Raw genomic sequence first — 17,307 nt, forward strand, 5'->3', positions numbered from 1 at the left:
GGAGCCATTCCTGTAATGAATTAATTCGAGGTTTGAAAGAAAAAAGCGCCAACTGTATACTGGGAAACGTTCCGACCAAAGAACAAATTCCAGCACAGGAGGCACTCAACATGAAGTATAAACAATCAAAGAAACAGAATCAACGGATTACACGAATTTCTGACAAGACCCTTGTCGTAGGCGCAGACATCGCTAAAGAAACCCACGTGGCCCGTGCCATCGACTTTCGGGGGATCGAACTGGGAGGGCTGAGTGTTCTCCAATACCCGTACCGGGCTGGAACAACTGGTTCAATGGATGAAGGAGCTTCAACAAGAGCATGCCAAGAGTGACTTCCTCTTTGGCATTGAGCCCACCGGACACTACTGGTTTAACCTAGCTGAATACTTGGGACAGCAAGGAATTCCACTCGTCATAGTCAATCCGCATCATGTTCACAAAAGTAAAGAACTGGAAGACAACTCACAGACGAAAAATGACTATAAAGATGCTAAGGTCATCGCCGATTTAGTGCGTAACGGGAAGCTGTATACCCACATGGAAACCAGCCTGGTTCTGGACGCCTTACAGGCCGCTTATGCTATTACTTCTAAAGAATACGTCCACCAGTTGGAGACGTACCAGATGGAAACCAGCATGATTCGCTAAGGAAACTGTTACGATAACGCCTGTATTGAGTCCTGGCATAGTATTTTAAAGAAGGAACTCATATTTACTATAACCCTCGTTTTAAAACTACTGAGCAAGCCTACAATGCAATTTACCAGGACATTGAGTTTTACTATAAACCGTAAGCGAATGCACGGAGCTCTGGGCTACCTTTCCCCTCCCCTTTTGCAAACAATTTACTACACTATCCGTTGCGTGACTGTCTACTCTCTTGACAGAGGGCCAGTCTCATACCATGAACTAAACAAAATGTCTAGTGCTAAGTCGTAAGAAACATCATCATCTTTTAAAAGATATTTCTTTACCTTCATCTATCATTCGATGGAACTCCGGAAACAAGCTACCGTAATAATAGGAAAGTCGTTGGAGGTAGAGCTATGAATAAGAAGACAAAAAAGAAAAAGACTAAAGCATATCAATCCCCCTCAATAAAGATCCCTTCAGCAGCAATACAAATACTTTGGGCAAGAAATAAAATGGCCCGATTTCAAGATCGGATGTTGATTACTGCTCAGTGGGATAGAAGGCTTTTTCTACCACTCGCTCGAAAAATCCTTTCTCCAATCATTGCTTTCTCTGGAATCATCTCGATTTTAAATGCGATCCTCAGTTTCATTACCGGAGAACCAGATGCATTACAATCTAATTTCCCTATTATAAATCAGATATTCAGACTTGATCTGATTTGTTTGCTCATTTTGAAAGCCAGCGGTCTTCTTCCTATTGTCCCTCTCATTCTATTAATGGGATTATTTCAACTGCTCCAAAAAGACGTAAGCATAGGATCAGAGATTCGAAATAGATTTACCCGTAATCAAGGAATAGCATTATTATGGAATTACTACGTCATGTACAGCACTACAAAGTATTTCCCTGTATTCCTTCAGACCTCCTTAAGAGTGGTCTTACTTTTTAGCGCAGCAATAACAGTCTTGTGGATATTGGGAATGAACCGATTTCAGAAGTCATATGGTTCATTTGAGCCAGAACGAATACTGAAAACGAATGAAAGAAGATTACGGAAAGTGAAAAAACGCAGGGGAAAAAGATGAGGCTAATAAACCCAATATTCGTACCTAGTTGCTTTAGCTTTATGAAAACGTTCAGCTATTCTCATTCTTACTTAATAAATTTTTCAACCGAGAATTCTCAATTGACAACGAAAATACTTAAGTTTTTGAAATCGTTCTCTGCTCAATATGTTCCTAGATATTACTCTTTACCCGCCTAGATGTATGTACAACTGATAAGGATGGGATTAGAATTGAAAGTAGACGACAGTTAACGGACGGAGGGATAATAAGGGCAACGGAGGTGCATCCCTATGGGAGAAAAACGACAACGGTATAACGAAGAATATAAGAAGCAAACGGTAAAGTTCATTCAAGAGCAGACGAAGAGCATAGGGGACATCGCGCAAGAGCTGGACATTCCGAAAAGTACGCTGCACCAGTGGATGGGGCAATACCGGGAGCTAAAGAATGAACCGGTGGCCAGTATGGATCGGGTACGGGAACTCGAAGCCGAGCTCCAAGAGATGCGCCGTCAGCTCCAAGAGAAAGACAGTCGACTTGCCGATACAGAGGAAGAATTGGCAATCGTAAAAAAAGCAGTGCACATCTTCAGCAAACCAAGGAACTAAGATTCCAGTTCATGAAGGACCATCGCTCCGCGTTTCGCTTGGAGAAGATGTGCAGTACCCTACAGGTATCCAGGAGCGGATATTACAAGTGGCTGAACGCCAAAGCCAGTGTGCAAGCCCTCCGCAAGGCTGCCGTTATGGAGCGAATCCGGTACCATTTTGACGACCATCAAAAACGGTATGGAAGTCCGAAGATCACCCGCCTGCTGCATCAGGAAGGCTATACGGTCACGGAACGCACAGTGAGTGTGTACATGCGAGAAATGAAGCTCCGCTCTATTGTATCTAAGCCATACCGAGTGCAGACGACCGATTCCAAGCATAATAATCCCATTGCACCAAACACACTGAACCAAGAGTTTAAGGTGCTTAAGCCCAATACCGTATGGGTCACCGACATCACGTATATCCCTTGTCGTGGAGGTCGCTTATACCCAGCTAGCGTCATGGATCTATGCACGCGAGAAATTGTAGGGTGGCGGCTGTATAACCATATGGAGACGAGCCTGGTCTTAGACGCGCTGCAGGCGGCGTACACGGCGAAGCGACCCGGCGAGGGCCTACTGCACCACTCTGACCGAGGGTCTCAATATACCTCAAAAGAATATGTCGACCAACTAAAGACATACCACATGAAATCCAGCATGAGCCGTAAAGGAAACTGTTACGATAACGCCTGCATTGAGTCTTGGCACAGTATTTTAAAGAAAGAGCTCATCTACTGTAATCCGCGCTTCAAAAACCCGGAACAGGCATATGATGCTATTTTCCAATACATTGAGTTCTATTACAATCGCAAGCGAATGCACAGCTCACTGGGGTATCTTTCCCCCGCCCGCTTTGCTAAGCAATTCACTAAAAAATCCGTTGCGTAACAGTCTACTTTCTTGACAGAAGTCCAGGAAGTATAAAATTAAACTCTACCCGTATGGCATAGCTCCTTTAATACTTTCAACAGGATTAGATCTTGATCTTCTTGAGAGCAGTTCTTTAATCGCAATAAACATCTCATTATAATATAATTACCCATTCAATCTAAACAAACACATTTATACTTTATACTTTAAAATTTTCACACAAAAAAAAGCACTTCCCCTGAAGATGTGGAGAAATGCTTTTTTTATTAAGAGAATAAAAAGAGATCTAAATTGTTTTTGGATCTTTATAACCAATATTTATAGTAGGTTTGTAACCAGCTACAATAACATTACGCTTCCATTCTACTAATTTCATAAGAAATATAAGAGATCTGAGATCTGACAATCTCTTCAATGTTGTTTTCCTCTCAAAGATAAGCCAAAGACACATATTTTCAGGTTCAATCTTCATTTGATTTATAATGATATCATCCACATTATTTTGAAGTATTTTTACAGTATTTAAAGATTGGTCAATTACATAACTTAGATTTTGAGGCTCACCCATTTTCACAAAATACAGTGTCTTATCTTTGTAGAGATCCATTTTCTCTATTTTGTATTTTTCAATATAAGAAAAGTCTTTATCAAAATTCAAATAACCATCACATACCTTACCCTTGTTAAAATCATCTTCATTTATATTTGATGAAAGGAACGTTGTATTATGCTGTAGTATTGGTATTTTATTTACCTCTTTTTGAAGAAAGTTAATATAAGATTGGTTAAATCGATGCCATTTTCCGTTCACTAAGCAATATCTTTCATCATCAACATAATCTAAGACTTTTTTTAAAGATTCGCTTCTAGTTCTACTATTTTCACTTTTTATCTGAATACGAATATCATTGATTGAATTAATCAAATCAATCCCATTTTCAGTTACGAAATGGGTGAGACGCTCTAAAGACAAGTCATCAAATTTCAGTTCGCTTTGTTTTGAATTTCCTTTCAAGAAGAATGCGTATTGATTATTTTCACTGAAGACAAAGTCGACTCCTGAAACAGAAAACTCCTCAGCTAGCGTACCTGTTGTAGTGTTCGATAATAACGATATAGCAAGCTCTCTATCCAAGCGCCGCTTAGTCTCTACATCTTTTACCTCCTCTACTCTTGGTAGTGTAAGAATAGGTGTTTGACTAAGTTTCTGCTCTATAGAATCTAGAAATCTATCAAGTTCTGAAGGAGATATTTTTACATTAAATAAAACTGAGGAACCAAAGCTTACTACGCTTCCCCAATCCTCTGCATTAATTGTTTTAGCTTTTATATATTGGAATGATTCTCCACTATCATATTCAATCGGGCTCCTGTCTTGATAAGAGATAATATTTTTAGATCGCCTTCCTCCAAACAATTTGGAGTTTTTTATTCTAAGATTGTTTTCGTCAACAATTCTTTCGGCCAAATTTAAACCAAATTCCCCATCACAATATTCACGAAGGTAAAAATGCGCTTTACCAAAGCTGATTGCATAACAGATTTCTTTATTGACTAATAATAGTATTCCGAAGTATAACTCATTATTAGGAAGTTCGTTTACGTCTATGAAATCTTTATATAAATCAACCCACCAAATTTTGACTAAATCAGGTTTATCAGAAAAATAAAATTTGGCCGTATAATCCCCAATTTGTTTTTCATTTTTTGCAATTAAACCTACTGTGCTAAGTTTTCTTTGTAAAGCTTCTCGGTTGCCATCCTTAATTTTATAGATATTATATTTAGGCATTCTAAACCACCCTCATCGTTTTTTTATGTTCATTAAACCTTTACATTAAATAGAGACAAACAAAAAGAACACAGCAACATAATAAAGCATGCTGCCGTGTTCTAGATGTGGTTTCAATGTATTTTTATTCAATTAAGTGTACATTTTAATTTTATCATTCTAAATGAAACGTTTTTCTCGCATGAAATGAAACAATTCTCATTTAAAATGAAAAATCACACAGATCTAATTAATTTTGGAACTCAAGTCCATCCTCACCCACACCGACTATACCCGCAATTCCCGCAAGTCTTACAGCCCTCAATATTAATCAGCGAGGCGCTGCCGCAGGAAGGGCAAAGATCCCTCGAAGCGGTAGCGTGGCTATGTGCGTCATGACCGCCGTGGCTATCATTGGTAGCCGCCGCAGGAACCGTGGATTTCAGCTCGGCGTTCAGCTCGGCGTTGAAATCAAGCTCCAGCGTGGCTGCGATTGGCGCAGGAATGTGATCGTCATGGGCGTTGTTCAGCACATGGGTCTCCAGGGCTTTGGCTACGGCGTCGGCGATGGACTCGACGCGGTTCGCACCGAAGCCGATGGCGCCGGAGCCGCCGATGCCCTTGAGGTGCTTGATCAACAGGCCGACCTTCTCGCCGTGATCGCCGTAGCGCAGGAACAGCGAGCAGACGCGGCCCAGGGCTTCTGCCATGGCGAAGACGTCAGAGCCAGCCTTGCCGACATTCAGGAAAATTTCTGCCGGGATACCATCAAGATCGTTGATCGTGATATACGCCATGCCGAACGGCGTATTGATCTTATAGGTCGCGCCGCGCAGCACCTGCGGACGCTTCTTGTATTGCTTGTCTACTCCGCTGGCCGCTTCCTGGTGAGCAGGCGCTGCGGCTACAGTTGTCGGTGCTGACGGAGCGGCTTCCGTTTCCTTAATCACCTCAGGCTTGGCAGCCGTTGCCGGTTCGTCCTTCTTGTCTTCCTTCTTCTTCGTCTCCAGCACCTGTACATCACGGCTGCCATCACGGTAGATGGTTACGCCTTTGCAGCCCAGATCGAAGGCCATTTCATACAGCTCGGCGGTCTCTTCCACTGTGAAGTCAGACGGGCAGTTCGCAGTCTTGGAGATAGAACTGTCCACCCAGCGTTGAATAGCTGCCTGCGCGCGGATATGATCCTTAGCGGACAAATCCATTGATGTGACGAAGTAGTCCGGCAGCTCTTCTCCCGGATGAGCTTCCAGCCATTCCTGGGCGATAGGCACGAACTGCTCATCGTATCCAAGACGGCTCTGGCGGAAATATTTGAAGGCGAAATACGGTTCGATCCCTGTGGAGGTGCCGACCATAGTTCCCGTGCTTCCGGTAGGGGCCTGGGTAATCACAGTTACGTTACGCATACCATGTTTACGGATCGACTCGCTCACTTCGGGATAGACCTCGGTGATATTCCGCATGAAGCCGCTCTGCAGATATTTATCGGTGTCGAAGGCCTGGAACGAGCCCTTCTCTCCGGCAATCTCAGCCGAAGCCAGATAGGCCTCGCGGGCCATGAAGCCGTAGAGCTTGTCCAGGAACTCCAGGGATTCGGGACTGCCATAACGGATATTCAGCTTGATCATCAGCTCAGCCAGACCCATGGTGCCGAGACCTACGCGGCGTTCGAGCTTCTGGTTGGCTTCATTTTCCGGGAAATGATATGGTGTCTTGTCGATGACATTATCCAGGAAACGCACGGAATAACGGGTCGTTGTCGCCAGATCTGCCCAGTCCACATCATGCTTCTCGGCATCGTAGAACTTGGAGAGATTGACGGCGGACAGGTTGCACACGCCCCAGCCGGGAAGGCCTTGTTCCCCGCAGTTATGGGCAACAACACCACCAGCGATCAGCGAGTGTGTAACAGGCTCAGTAATATCGTATACCGTCACAACCTCGCCTGCTTCGATACCAACGACTTTGGAGATAAACTTTTCATTTTTGCGGGAAGGCCGGGCAATCCGCCCCAGTGCTTCTTGTTTTCTGGTAATCAGCTTGAAGCCGATCTTATTCTTGAACTCCAGGATGTTATTGCCGCTTAAGATCAGCTCATAGAATCCGCTGCCTTCATAGCTCCGTTCCTCGCCGGCTATGGTCGTATACGTAAATATAGCTTGATTCTTCTTCTGACGGTTATAGATGGAACTGTTAATTCCGAAATTAAGCAGCAGCAATTGAACGCCTTGAAGAAGTTTTTTGGAAGCTGAGGTCAATCTGACCGTACGGTGCATCTCATCATTCTCATATACCGTTCCGTCCGCAGAGAATAATCCTTGCAGGAATGCCACAACCGTCGCACGTGAAGCGGTATACAGCGCAGCCGGAACCTCTTTTTCTGCGGCTCTAACTGCCTTCACTCCGAGTTCTTCAAGCTGTTCATTGACCCACCCCTCACCAAGTGTATCCTTAGCCGCAAACCCTCCCTCACCAGACTGCAAATAAACGCAATCGTCTGCACTCAGAGTCTGAGCCTCTTTCCAGCCGGAGTCAGTAAATAAGCGGTGCTCAGGCGTTACGGACAGCTCAACTCCATTTTGCAGCGAGATCTTCAAGGTTTCTCTGGTGCCGGTTGGGAATACTGTCGCCCGTCTCATCTGTAGACCTGGAACTTCATAGCTTCTTCCGCCAACCACTTTGGCCTGCTCCACCAGTCTCGAATCGGTTCCCACCAGGAAGGATTCCGTTCCGACCTTCTTATACAGCTCTTCAATGGTTAAGAGACCATATTCCGTTGCAATGCGGGTGTTCGGGTGGAAGCACGGATTAGTACAAATGATTGGATTGAAATACCAGCTATTCGACATCTGATTATAATACTCCATGAAAACAACGCCCGGTTCTGCAGACTTCCAGGCCGATTCGATAATCGTATGCCAGATATCGCGTGCTCTGACGGTGCGGTAAGGGATGACGCGGCGGTTGTCGGACTTCCATTTATCCAGATCGCCGTCCCAGAGGGCGTCGTAATCCGGGTCAGTGGTATCCGGGAAGACCAGCTCCCAGTCCAGATCCTCCTTGACGGCCTTCATGAAGCCATTGCTGACGCATACGGACAGGTTGGCGTTCGTGACCTGGCCCATCGTCTGCTTCACGGTAATGAAGTCCAGCACATCCGGGTGCCAGTCGTTGATCATCAGCATCAGCGCGCCGCGGCGGCTGCCGCCTTGTTCAATCAGTCCGGTGGTATAGCTGAACAGGCCGCCCCAGGACACGGAGCCGCTGGAGGAACCGTTCACCCCTCTGACAATGGCACGGCGCGGGCGCAGCGAGGACAGATTGATGCCTACCCCGCCGCCGCGGGCCATAATCTCGGTCATCTCGGAGAGTGTCTCCATGATGCCGCCCCGGCTGTCTTTGGGAGATGGAATCACATAGCAGTTGAACAGTGTAAGCTCCTCGCTGGCTCCGGCCCCAGCCGCAATCCGTCCGCCGGGAACCAGCTTCCAGTCATCCAGAATCGAGCGGAATTTGCCTGTCCATTCTTCCTGAAGTCCGGGAGTCTTCTCCACGGAAGCCATCGCTGCCGCAAGACGGTCCCACATCTCCTCCGGCGTCTTCTCAATGTTCAGCGTCAGCTTTTCCACATCCGACTGCACCAGCTCGCCGCTGCGGGTTTTTACCGTAACCATCCGGCCTGTACGCTCTACAATCTCGCCAACCTCCTTGGTTGGGAACTTCGGATCATCCTTCGTCAGGACAAGTACTACATCGCCTACCTTGGCATTATTGCTGTCCGCGTCCTTCCAGGCATAACGGTCCAGGAATATTTTCTCGCTCAGACCCTCTAGACGCTTGTTGTGTTCCACTGTACTCAATAGCAAAACCTCCCAGGATATAATAGGTCATGCTTCCGGCGGCCGGGCAGCCGCAGCCTGCTTGTCCGGCGGAAGCTCCTCTTGTCAATAACAAACAGCCGAAAAAATCCGCATACCAGCTAATTTTCATGCTTTTGTAACAATATATGGTGTGCGTTAACTTTTAAACTATACCACATGTTGTGGATAGAGGTCTTTTTTGAAAAAGCAGCCCCAGGCAGGAATAACGGAAAAACAGGAAAAGAAAGGCTCATTTCCTCCCTCTTTCTCGCTTTTTTGCAGGCACTGGAACTGAAAGCTTTCAAGGCGGATTACAGCGTTCCTCTGTCAATTCCATGCCCCTCTGGTTATGAAATCTCTCTGAAACGAGCATACTACTGCTACGCATTTCGATATGAAACTGCGACGGAGGAGGCTGCAACATGACGCAATTATTCCGCAATTCCCTGCCCCAAGAGAAGGTAACTTCTGCGCCGCTGCTGCCTGTTCCTCTATCTTTTGAGCGTAACTGGCTGCATGATCTGGAATCGAGACTGGATAAAGGGGGGCCGTGGGGCGACTGGCGGTTATCCCGCCTTGCTGTGCAGGGAGAGCAGTCGGGCCTGGTTACCAGCTTCGATGAGCTGCAGTGTATGAAGCATCTGTCCGGGCTGTCTCCGCTTCCCCATCAGCTGGATACGGCGCACAAGGTGCTGTTCGAGATGTCGGGACGGGCGATTCTGGCCGATGAAGTCGGACTTGGCAAGACAATCGAAGCCGGGCTGGTGCTGAAGGAGTATCTGGTGCGCGGGCTGGTGGGCAAGGTTCTGATTCTGGTGCCGGCCTCGCTTGTCCTGCAATGGGTGCGGGAGCTGAATACGAAGTTCGGAATCTCTGCCGTAGCGCAAAAGAAAGCCTATTCCTGGGGCAATGACATTGTCGTCGCCTCGATGGATACGGCCAAGCGTGATCCGCATAAGGAAATGCTGCTGAGCCAGGAGTACGACATGCTGATTATCGACGAAGCCCATAAGCTGAAGAATAAGAAATCGACGAATTATCTGTTCGTCCAGCAGCTCCGCAAAAAGTACTGTCTGCTGCTCACCGCCACCCCCGTGCAGAATGATCTCGGCGAGCTGTTCAATCTGATCACGCTGCTGAAGCCGGGCCAGCTGGGGAATCAGGGTGATTTTGCTACCAATTTCGTAGTGGATAAGCGCCAGCCCAAGAACGAGGTCCAGCTTCGGGGCGAGCTGTCCAAGGTCATGATCCGCAACCGCCGGGGCGAAGGCCCGGTGAATTTCACCAAGCGCAAGGTGCGCAATATCCCCCTTACCCTCTCCGCTGAGGAGAAGGCGCTGTATGACGGCGTGACCGCTTTTGTCAAAGAACAGTATCAGGAGGCAGGCGGCAATCTCAGCAGTATGCTCTCCCTGGTCACGCTTCAACGTGAGGTGTGCAGCAGCCGGGATGCGGTGTTCGTAACGCTGGTGAATCTTATCAAGAAGCTGCCGGCCGATTCGCCGAAGCGCGAGCGGATGATGGGCTTGCTCCAAACGATCCGTACGGTCAAGACGAATACGAAGGCGGAGAAGACGATGGAGTTAATCCGTGAAATGAACGAGAAGGTAATCGTCTTCACGGAGTACCGGGCCACGCAGGAGTATCTGCTTCAGTATTTCCGTGACCATGGACTGCAATGTGTGACGTACTCGGGCGGAATGAACCGCGGCAAAAAGGACTGGATGATGGACCTCTTCCGCGGACGCGCCCAGGTGATGATTGCCACCGAAGCCGGCGGCGAAGGGATTAACCTGCAGTTCTGTCACCATATGATCAATTTCGATCTGCCATGGAACCCGATGCGGGTCGAGCAGCGGATCGGCCGGGTCCACCGGCTGGGTCAGGAGAATGATGTGGTCATCTATAACCTCTCCACCGAAGGGACAATTGAAGAGCATATCCTCCACCTGCTGCATGAGAAAATCAACATGTTCGAAATGGTCATCGGCGGGCTGGATGTCATTCTGGAGCGCTTTGAGCAGAAGGGCTCGCTTGAGAAAAGCCTGTACAAAATCGTTCTTGAAGCGGGCAGCGACGAGGAGCTGCGCAGCGGGCTGGATACAATCGGCGATTCGCTCAGTGAATTGACCCACGCCAAGCTGGATGATAGCGGGGTGCCTAAGTGATGCTGACGCCTACAGAAGTGCGCAAGCAGGTCATGGATTATCTGGAAGCGACTGAATGCACCATATTGGAATCCTCGCCGCTGCATGTGACGGTGAAGCTCTCCCCCCGCGCGGACCGGATGCTGACGGACCGCCCTTATTATTGGGGCTTCGTGGAGCGCACCGGCGTAGATCCCGAGACCTTGTCCTTCAGCTTCGTCTTCGACCCGCAGAAGTACGATGAACTGGCCGCGCAGGCTGCTGCGCCTGCGGCCCGCCCGCGCGGCGGGGCCAGCCGCCCGGCAGGGGCGGGAGCGCCGCCGGGTCTGGCCGGGGCGGCGGATGCCGAAGCTGCTGCGGAGCCGCTCGGCGCAGCGCAGGCGCCGGGAGCTGCGCTGCCGCCCGGGGTATCTGCTGCGCCGGAGGACAGCATCCTCGCGCGGTACTTCGGCATCGTTCCGGCGCTGCCGCGCCTCGGACCGGGCATGATCCGCCGCGAGGATGTGACCTACGGCAGCAAGCGCCTGCGGCAGATCTGGTCGGCGGCACGGGACGAAGGCCGGTGCCTCCAGCTGTTCGAGGACCCTGGCCTCAGGCAGCGGACCACGCTGTTCTCGGCCGCCTACGAGCCATGGCTGGCGGTCTGCTACAAGGTCGAGATGACCTGTGACCTGAAGCGGGAGGAGCTGCATTTCATCGCGGTGTCGTTAACCTCCGGGCTGATCGTCCCGGACTTCGAGGCCCGGCTGGCCGGCAAGGAGCTGACGCCCCGGCTGCCGGAGAACATTCATGTCCAGCCGTTCGAGCTGGGGATTACGGACGGGGCCGACCGGCTGGAGGGATATCTGACCTCGAAGCTGGCGCTGCTGGATTACACCTGGGCGGAAGAAGCGCGCGAACGATTGGAGCTGGAGCTTAGCATCGTGGACATCTACTACGCAGAGCTGCTGAAAGAACCGGAAGAAGAGAAGCGCCTCGCCATCCTGGAGCAGTACAACCGCCGCCGCCAGGAGACCTCGTGGCAGTATGAGCCGCAGATTGCAGTTTCTGCCGTAACGTACGGATTGTTTCATCTGCGCAGCACATAGAATGCGACCTGGTCCGCTAAAAGCAGGCAAAAAAACAGCGAAACTCCCGCCGCCTGCCGCGACAGCAAGCAACAGCCTTTTCAGGGCTTGTCCCCTACAATGAACTGTAAGAAGCGTAAATTCCCTCTAAACAGGAAAGGTGACTGAACCTATGAATATCACTGCAAGACGGAAGGGCTCCCGGCGGCGTGGCCGCATGCTCCTCTGTCTGATTCTTGGACTGACTCTGCTGGCTGCTAGCGCCTCCTCTCCCCAGGCGCTAGCGTCACAAGCCAGCCGAACGACCGTGATGCAGGCCGTCACGCAGGAAGTTCTTCCGGGACTGGAGATGAAGCCGATTCCAGCGCCGGAAACGCTGCAGGCCTTCACCCGGCAGACGATTAGCCAGCTCTCGGCGGATGCTCCTTTTAAGGAATGGAAGGATGCCGGCACGGAGGTCTACCCTCTTGGTCCGGGAACGCGGAGCTGGCTGGTCAATGTGATGAGCAGCGGCCAGCGGATCGGCTATCTCATTATCTCGGCTGCGGATCAGGGCGGCTATCTGCTTAGCGAATACGGAGCCGGAACCGATGGTCTCCCTTATAGTATGACTGAACTGCGCCAGTATCTGGCGCAGCAAGGACTGATACCCTCTAATTCTTCAGGTGCCATCGGGGTTACGGCACTCTATGCTCCAATGCTGCCTGTCTGGAAAATCACTACAGAGAACAGAACGTTGTATCTGAATGCTACCGTTCTGGAGACGCTGCCCTGGAGTCAGAGCCAGGCTGAGCATATTCTTAATGCTGCGCCGGAAGCCTCAGCCATGCTCTCCTCCGGCCCCGGCCAGGCGCGCGCTCCTCAGCCCGCTCTGCGGAGCGGCGGAGAGGATGACCCGTATGCCGATCTGCTGTGGCTGACCGCACCCGGGCTGAAGACGTTGAACGGAGCAAGCCTAAGTGCTCTGCTTCAGGAGCGGGGCAGTCTCGCCTTCCAGTCCCCGGGGCACAACGACACGCTCGGCGCGCCATTCATGATTACAGGCAGCCAGAGCTGGCTGAAGCCCGGTGCTTCCCGGGACCAAAGCAGCACAGAAGCTGCCGTAGTCTATGCCGCTGCCGGTCCCGGTGGCATCCGTTATCTCCCGCTTAACGCCCTTCAGAAGGCCGGAACCTTCCATAAGCTGCCGGTGCCGCTGCCCGGGGGAGCCACGCTGGGCTCCGCTGCTCTACCCGGTTCAAGCCGGTAGACTGGCACTGGCAGTTCCTGCTCGATATTGAAACAGCCTTCCCGGGTGCCGCCTGCACGACGCCACTTGGGAAGGCTGTTTGCTTATACACCTAAATTCTACTCAGCGTCCGCTTTCTCCGAATTCAGGTGCATTTATGCACCTCATGCTCACACAGCGACCGATTTCCGCTGAAGTGCTACTCCTACTCCTTACTCTCCCCGCCCCGGCTCCATTTACTGCGCCACACGGACCAGGCGAGCGGCAGCGTGCCGAACCATTTTTCCGCCCACGGCTGCTTCTCTGCCTTCCGTCTGGCATGAACAGCGCGCGGATTCTCAATGTAGACGACTACCTTCTCCGTAATATACTTCACCAGATCATCTCCGCCGGATGCCATCTCATACACCTCCCAGGTGAGTGCCGGGGCGGGTTCCCGCCCCTTGACCTTATGCCTATAGTGTGCTCCAATCCTCCGATCTCTAAACCGGAATCCGAAGCTTCGTATAGGTTAGGCCGTTAAGGCACAATCTAACAAGACTACACCTGTATAAACCGTCATTAAGTACAAGTAGCTGTTGATTATTCCGGCAGGGAGGTTATTCACTTGAGACAGTCAGAAGCATTAAAGCCCCATACGGCTACACATTCCCATCATTCAAAAGAGCAGCCTGTGCTGAGATCCGGGCGGCGGCTTAAGCGGATCATAGCCGCAGCAAGCGTTCTGCTCATGCTAACGGCAGGAGACACCGCAGTGATTCACGCGGCTACCCCCCGCACTAATCCGCAGGCAGAGCAGCCCGGACAGCGCCAGCATATGCTCGGCCATGACCAGCGGATCATTCTGATTGATGCCGGGCATGGGGGGATTGACGGCGGAACCTCCTACGGCAGCATTCTGGAAAAGGACATCACCCTTGCCATCTCACGCCGCCTCTTTCTCCTGCTGCGTGCAGATGGCTTCGATACGATTCTGAACCGGACTGGCGATTATGCGCCCAGCGATGAGAATCTGTGGCTGAGGAACAGATCCCGGCATTTACGCGATCTGGCCCAGCGCAAGGAACTGGCAGAGACGCTTCCGGCCAATGTCGTGGTCAGCATCCACATTAACTGGGCGAAATCCCCGTCCAAGCATGGTCCGCTCGTCCTGTACCGCCAGGAAGGGCGAAGCTTCCTGCTGGCCCGGACCATTCAGGATCAGCTCAACCAGCTCTACGGGATGAAGAATGATCCTATCCGAGGCAAGCCCTTTTACCTGCTCAACAAAATAACCGCCACAACGGTGATCGTTGAGGCGGGATTTGTCAGCAGTCCGGCTGACCGGGAGAAGCTCTGTACACCGAAGGGCCAGGAAGAGATCGCCGAAGCCATTGCGAACGGGATCGCTGCCTACCTTATGGAAGTGTAAGCCGGGAATTCCACTTCCATTCCTCACGGACCAGATCGGAGATGCCGACGAATTGCACCTTGTCCTTCATTTCGGCAATGCCGCTGCGGATACCCGCGGCGGTCTCTTTGCCCTGGATGCCGACATGACCGATGGTAACGCAGAACTTTTGGCTCAAGGCCCGCTCCTGCACCAGCTTCATCTGCTTCGCCACATGACTTGCCGAATGTACATCATCCAGGAAAATATGATTCTCCACCGGCGGCATTCCCAGCTCCCGGGCTATCCGTCCCGCGACTGAACGGTAGTTGGTATGGCTGTCTACGAAGAATAGACCGCGCTCCTTGCAGACCTCCAGCACAATACCCATGACCCGTTCATCACCTGTCACCTTGGAGCCCATGTGATTGTTGATTCCAATCGCATAAGGGACATTATCGAGCGCTGCCTCCACCCGCTGGCGGACCTCGGCGTCATTCATGCTGGTCAGCACGGCCCCCGGTCCCAGCCATTCCGGCTTGCCCTGGCGCGGCTCCATCGGCAGATGAACCAGCACATCGAAGCCCAGCTCATGGGCGCGCCGGGCATCCTGCTCACTGGAGCGCAGGAACGGCATGACTGCGACGGTGATTTTGACGGGCAGCTTGAACATTTCCTCTGTCCCGCGCATGCTGTTGCCGAAATCATCGATAATGACCGCCACACGGCTGAGCGCCTGCTGCTGCTGATTCCCAGCTGTCCGGTTGCCCGATACGCTGCTCCCTCTGCTATCCGCAGGTGCGGGTGCTGAAAGTGCCGTGTCTGCCTGTGCAGCAGACACGGCAAGCGGGGCTGACGGGATTAGCGCCGCTGACATAATCACAGCTGCAGCCAAGGGATATAGAAGGACACGCTTTATTCTGTGGTTGCTTGTATTCATACTGGAACACCTCCTTCGTGATTGAACAATTGTACTCATTGTTTGGCTCACGAAGGGTAAATATGTACGGAGCGCTTACGCAATTATTAACAATGGGATGCGGATACGGCACGGGCGGCCTGTCAGCTATGCGATTCCTCTAGCTCCCCGTCTGTCAGCATCAAGCATAGCCTTCAGCACCTGAATCCCCTCCTGCTTCGCATTAACCCTCACGCTTTAGCTTTGGCTTTACGTCCTCTTGGCATCTGCTTACGGTCTCCGGTCAGCTCGCAGGTCTGCGGGCCCAGATTTCCCTGCTCTATTTTGACATCAATGAAGTCTACAATCTGCTGCAGCGAAGCGATCTGCTCGATAATCTTCTGCCGGTGATTCAGAATCATCACGTGGAGCTCGGGATAGCCGGACAAGTCCGTGTCAAGTGACAGGTTCAGATAGGGCCGCATATCGTCGAGTGACATGCCTGTTTTTTTGAGACAGGAGATCATCTGCATCATCTCCAGATCCGCATCGCTATAAATGCGGTGGCTGTTCCCCTTACGCTTCGCCCGGGGCAATAGTCCTATCTTCTCGTAATAGCGTATCGTATCCTCAGACATACCCGTCCGCTCCGCCGTTTCCTTAATCGAATATCCCTGCTGGAGATCTGCTTCCGCCAGACTCATAGAATCACTCCGTTTCACTGGTCTAATGGTGCCTTCGTTCTATTATATGAGCTGGCTCCAAGTCAATGACACATTTTATCGCTTGACTTGGACTTGGCTCCAAGTTATACAATGAGCACCATTCACCACTTTCCATGTAGAGGAGTAACCAATATGAGACGATCACATCCCCCGCGCACCGCGCTGATTACCGGAGCCAATCACGGCATCGGGCTGGCCCTGACCCATAGACTTCTGAACGAAGGCTGGGAGGTTATTTCGCTGATCCGCTCAGCTTTTGCTGAAGATGACCCACTCATCCATAAGGCGCTCGGCAGCAGGCAGCTACGAATCTATAAGGCAGATTTAAGCGATTTTGGCCAATTGCGAAGTGCCCTGCAGGACATTAACCGCCACGAATCACATATTGACATCCTGTTCAATAATGCCGGCGGCAGCTTCCCCGAGTTACTCTTGTCTAAGCAAGGGCGTGAGCTGCATTATGAGCTGCAGACGGTGGTTCCGTATATCCTTACGATGGAGCTGAAGCCGCTCTTGCTGAAAGGCACGCTCCGCACGGTCGTGAATACGTCCTCTAACGCTTTTATGATGAAGCGCAGCTTCGACCCGGCTTCGCTGGAGCGCCCGGCGAAATTTCAGATGCTGACTGGCCCTTATGCCGACACCAAGCGGGCCATGTCCTTGTGGACGGAGGCGGTGGCCTCTGAGCTTGCAGCCGAAGGCATCCTTATCCGCAGCGCGGATCCCGGAGGCAACAACACCCTTCGCAGCGGCAAAAAATCAGGCATCCCCTTCTGGCTGCGGCCGATTACGCGCATGTTTTTCCCGGCTCCAGCCCACGGCGCAGGCTTACTGTATCAGGCGGCCCTTGGCGAACACAGCGGCAGGTCTGGGGTGTTCCTGCACAAGAACCAGGTCACGCCGCTCAAATTCTCTGAGCACGGCAGCACCATTTTGAAGAACGTGCAGGCCATATATCAGCGGGAATTCGTTCAGACGAACAGCGCACTATAACAGATACTGTCTGCTGCCATTGCAAGCATCCGGTGCGAAATTAAGCCACAGCCCTCCATCCGGAGAGCTGTGGCTTAC

General features: G+C 51.1%; 14 protein-coding genes and 1 pseudogene. 10 read left to right on the top strand and 5 right to left on the bottom strand.

Going from position 1 to position 17,307, the window contains the following annotated elements; all coding sequences use genetic code 11:
- Positions 1–110: 110 nt before the first annotated feature.
- From C173_RS12050 to C173_RS12065, 4 genes and pseudogenes are all read left to right on the top strand, one after another.
- Positions 111–525 (top strand): annotated as a pseudogene (locus C173_RS12050) (IS110 family transposase); the annotation flags it as partial.
- 521 nt (positions 526–1,046) lie between these two features.
- Entirely contained in the window at positions 1,047–1,721 is a 675-nt protein-coding gene (locus C173_RS12055) for a hypothetical protein (RefSeq protein ID WP_036725044.1), read from the top strand.
- A 272-nt stretch (positions 1,722–1,993) separates the two neighbouring features.
- Complete coding sequence (locus C173_RS12060; protein ID WP_036725045.1) at positions 1,994–2,311, top strand: transposase; 318 nt, start codon at positions 1,994–1,996, stop codon at positions 2,309–2,311.
- Positions 2,312–2,322: 11 nt separating this feature from the next.
- A complete protein-coding gene (locus C173_RS12065) occupies positions 2,323–3,186 on the top strand; it encodes an IS3 family transposase (protein WP_081751133.1) in 864 nt (287 codons plus the stop codon).
- Positions 3,187–3,454: 268 nt separating this feature from the next.
- Here the strand turns inward: C173_RS12065 and C173_RS12070 are convergent, their stop codons facing one another.
- Together C173_RS12070 and C173_RS33355 are read right to left on the bottom strand one after the other, a co-directional pair.
- Positions 3,455–4,960, bottom strand: coding sequence for a DUF6119 family protein (locus C173_RS12070; protein ID WP_036725046.1), 1,506 nt, complete (start codon positions 4,958–4,960; stop codon positions 3,455–3,457).
- Between the two features lie 254 nt (positions 4,961–5,214).
- On the bottom strand, positions 5,215–8,802 hold the full coding sequence (locus tag C173_RS33355; RefSeq protein WP_063830904.1) for an LAGLIDADG family homing endonuclease: 3,588 nt from the start codon (positions 8,800–8,802) through the stop codon (positions 5,215–5,217).
- Positions 8,803–8,979: 177 nt separating this feature from the next.
- On the opposite strand from C173_RS33355, the gene C173_RS34970 reads away from it, so the two are divergent.
- The 4 genes from C173_RS34970 (at position 8,980) to C173_RS12095 (ending at position 13,265) form a co-directional block, all read left to right on the top strand.
- Positions 8,980–9,228, top strand: coding sequence for a hypothetical protein (locus C173_RS34970; RefSeq protein WP_235191870.1), 249 nt, complete (start codon positions 8,980–8,982; stop codon positions 9,226–9,228).
- Complete coding sequence (locus tag C173_RS12085) at positions 9,225–10,970, top strand: DEAD/DEAH box helicase (RefSeq protein WP_036725050.1); 1,746 nt, start codon at positions 9,225–9,227, stop codon at positions 10,968–10,970. Before C173_RS34970 ends, C173_RS12085 begins: the two co-directional genes overlap by 4 nt.
- On the top strand, positions 10,970–12,037 hold the full coding sequence (locus C173_RS12090; RefSeq protein WP_036725052.1) for a YqhG family protein: 1,068 nt from the start codon (positions 10,970–10,972) through the stop codon (positions 12,035–12,037). Before C173_RS12085 ends, C173_RS12090 begins: the two co-directional genes overlap by 1 nt.
- Positions 12,038–12,188: 151 nt before the next feature.
- Positions 12,189–13,265: a hypothetical protein gene (locus C173_RS12095; protein ID WP_051477994.1), complete on the top strand. Its 1,077-nt coding sequence runs from the start codon at positions 12,189–12,191 to the stop codon at positions 13,263–13,265.
- A gap of 184 nt (positions 13,266–13,449) precedes the next feature.
- Here the strand turns inward: C173_RS12095 and C173_RS12100 are convergent, their stop codons facing one another.
- Positions 13,450–13,644, bottom strand: coding sequence for a YqzE family protein (locus C173_RS12100; RefSeq protein WP_036725054.1), 195 nt, complete (start codon positions 13,642–13,644; stop codon positions 13,450–13,452).
- Between the two features lie 207 nt (positions 13,645–13,851).
- Here C173_RS12100 and C173_RS12105 point away from each other — a divergent pair, with 207 nt between their 5' ends.
- Positions 13,852–14,655 carry an N-acetylmuramoyl-L-alanine amidase family protein gene (locus C173_RS12105; RefSeq protein ID WP_051477995.1) on the top strand — a complete coding sequence of 268 codons (804 nt, stop codon included), beginning with the start codon at positions 13,852–13,854 and terminating at the stop codon, positions 14,653–14,655.
- Here C173_RS12105 and C173_RS12110 read toward each other — a convergent pair.
- Positions 14,642–15,553 (bottom strand): divergent polysaccharide deacetylase family protein, encoded by a 912-nt coding sequence (locus tag C173_RS12110; protein WP_036725055.1) that lies wholly within the window; start codon positions 15,551–15,553, stop codon positions 14,642–14,644. The two genes, C173_RS12105 and C173_RS12110, sit on opposite strands and share 14 nt — an antisense overlap.
- Positions 15,554–15,762: 209 nt before the next feature.
- Positions 15,763–16,215, bottom strand: coding sequence for a MerR family transcriptional regulator (locus C173_RS12115; RefSeq protein WP_036725058.1), 453 nt, complete (start codon positions 16,213–16,215; stop codon positions 15,763–15,765).
- Positions 16,216–16,368: 153 nt separating this feature from the next.
- On the opposite strand from C173_RS12115, the gene C173_RS12120 reads away from it, so the two are divergent.
- On the top strand, positions 16,369–17,229 hold the full coding sequence (locus C173_RS12120; protein WP_036725059.1) for an SDR family NAD(P)-dependent oxidoreductase: 861 nt from the start codon (positions 16,369–16,371) through the stop codon (positions 17,227–17,229).
- The last annotated feature ends 78 nt before the right edge of the window (positions 17,230–17,307 follow it).

Source organism: Paenibacillus sp. FSL R7-277 (genome assembly GCF_000517965.1).
Taxonomy (GTDB): Bacteria; Bacillota; Bacilli; order Paenibacillales; family Paenibacillaceae; genus Paenibacillus_AQ; species Paenibacillus_AQ silagei.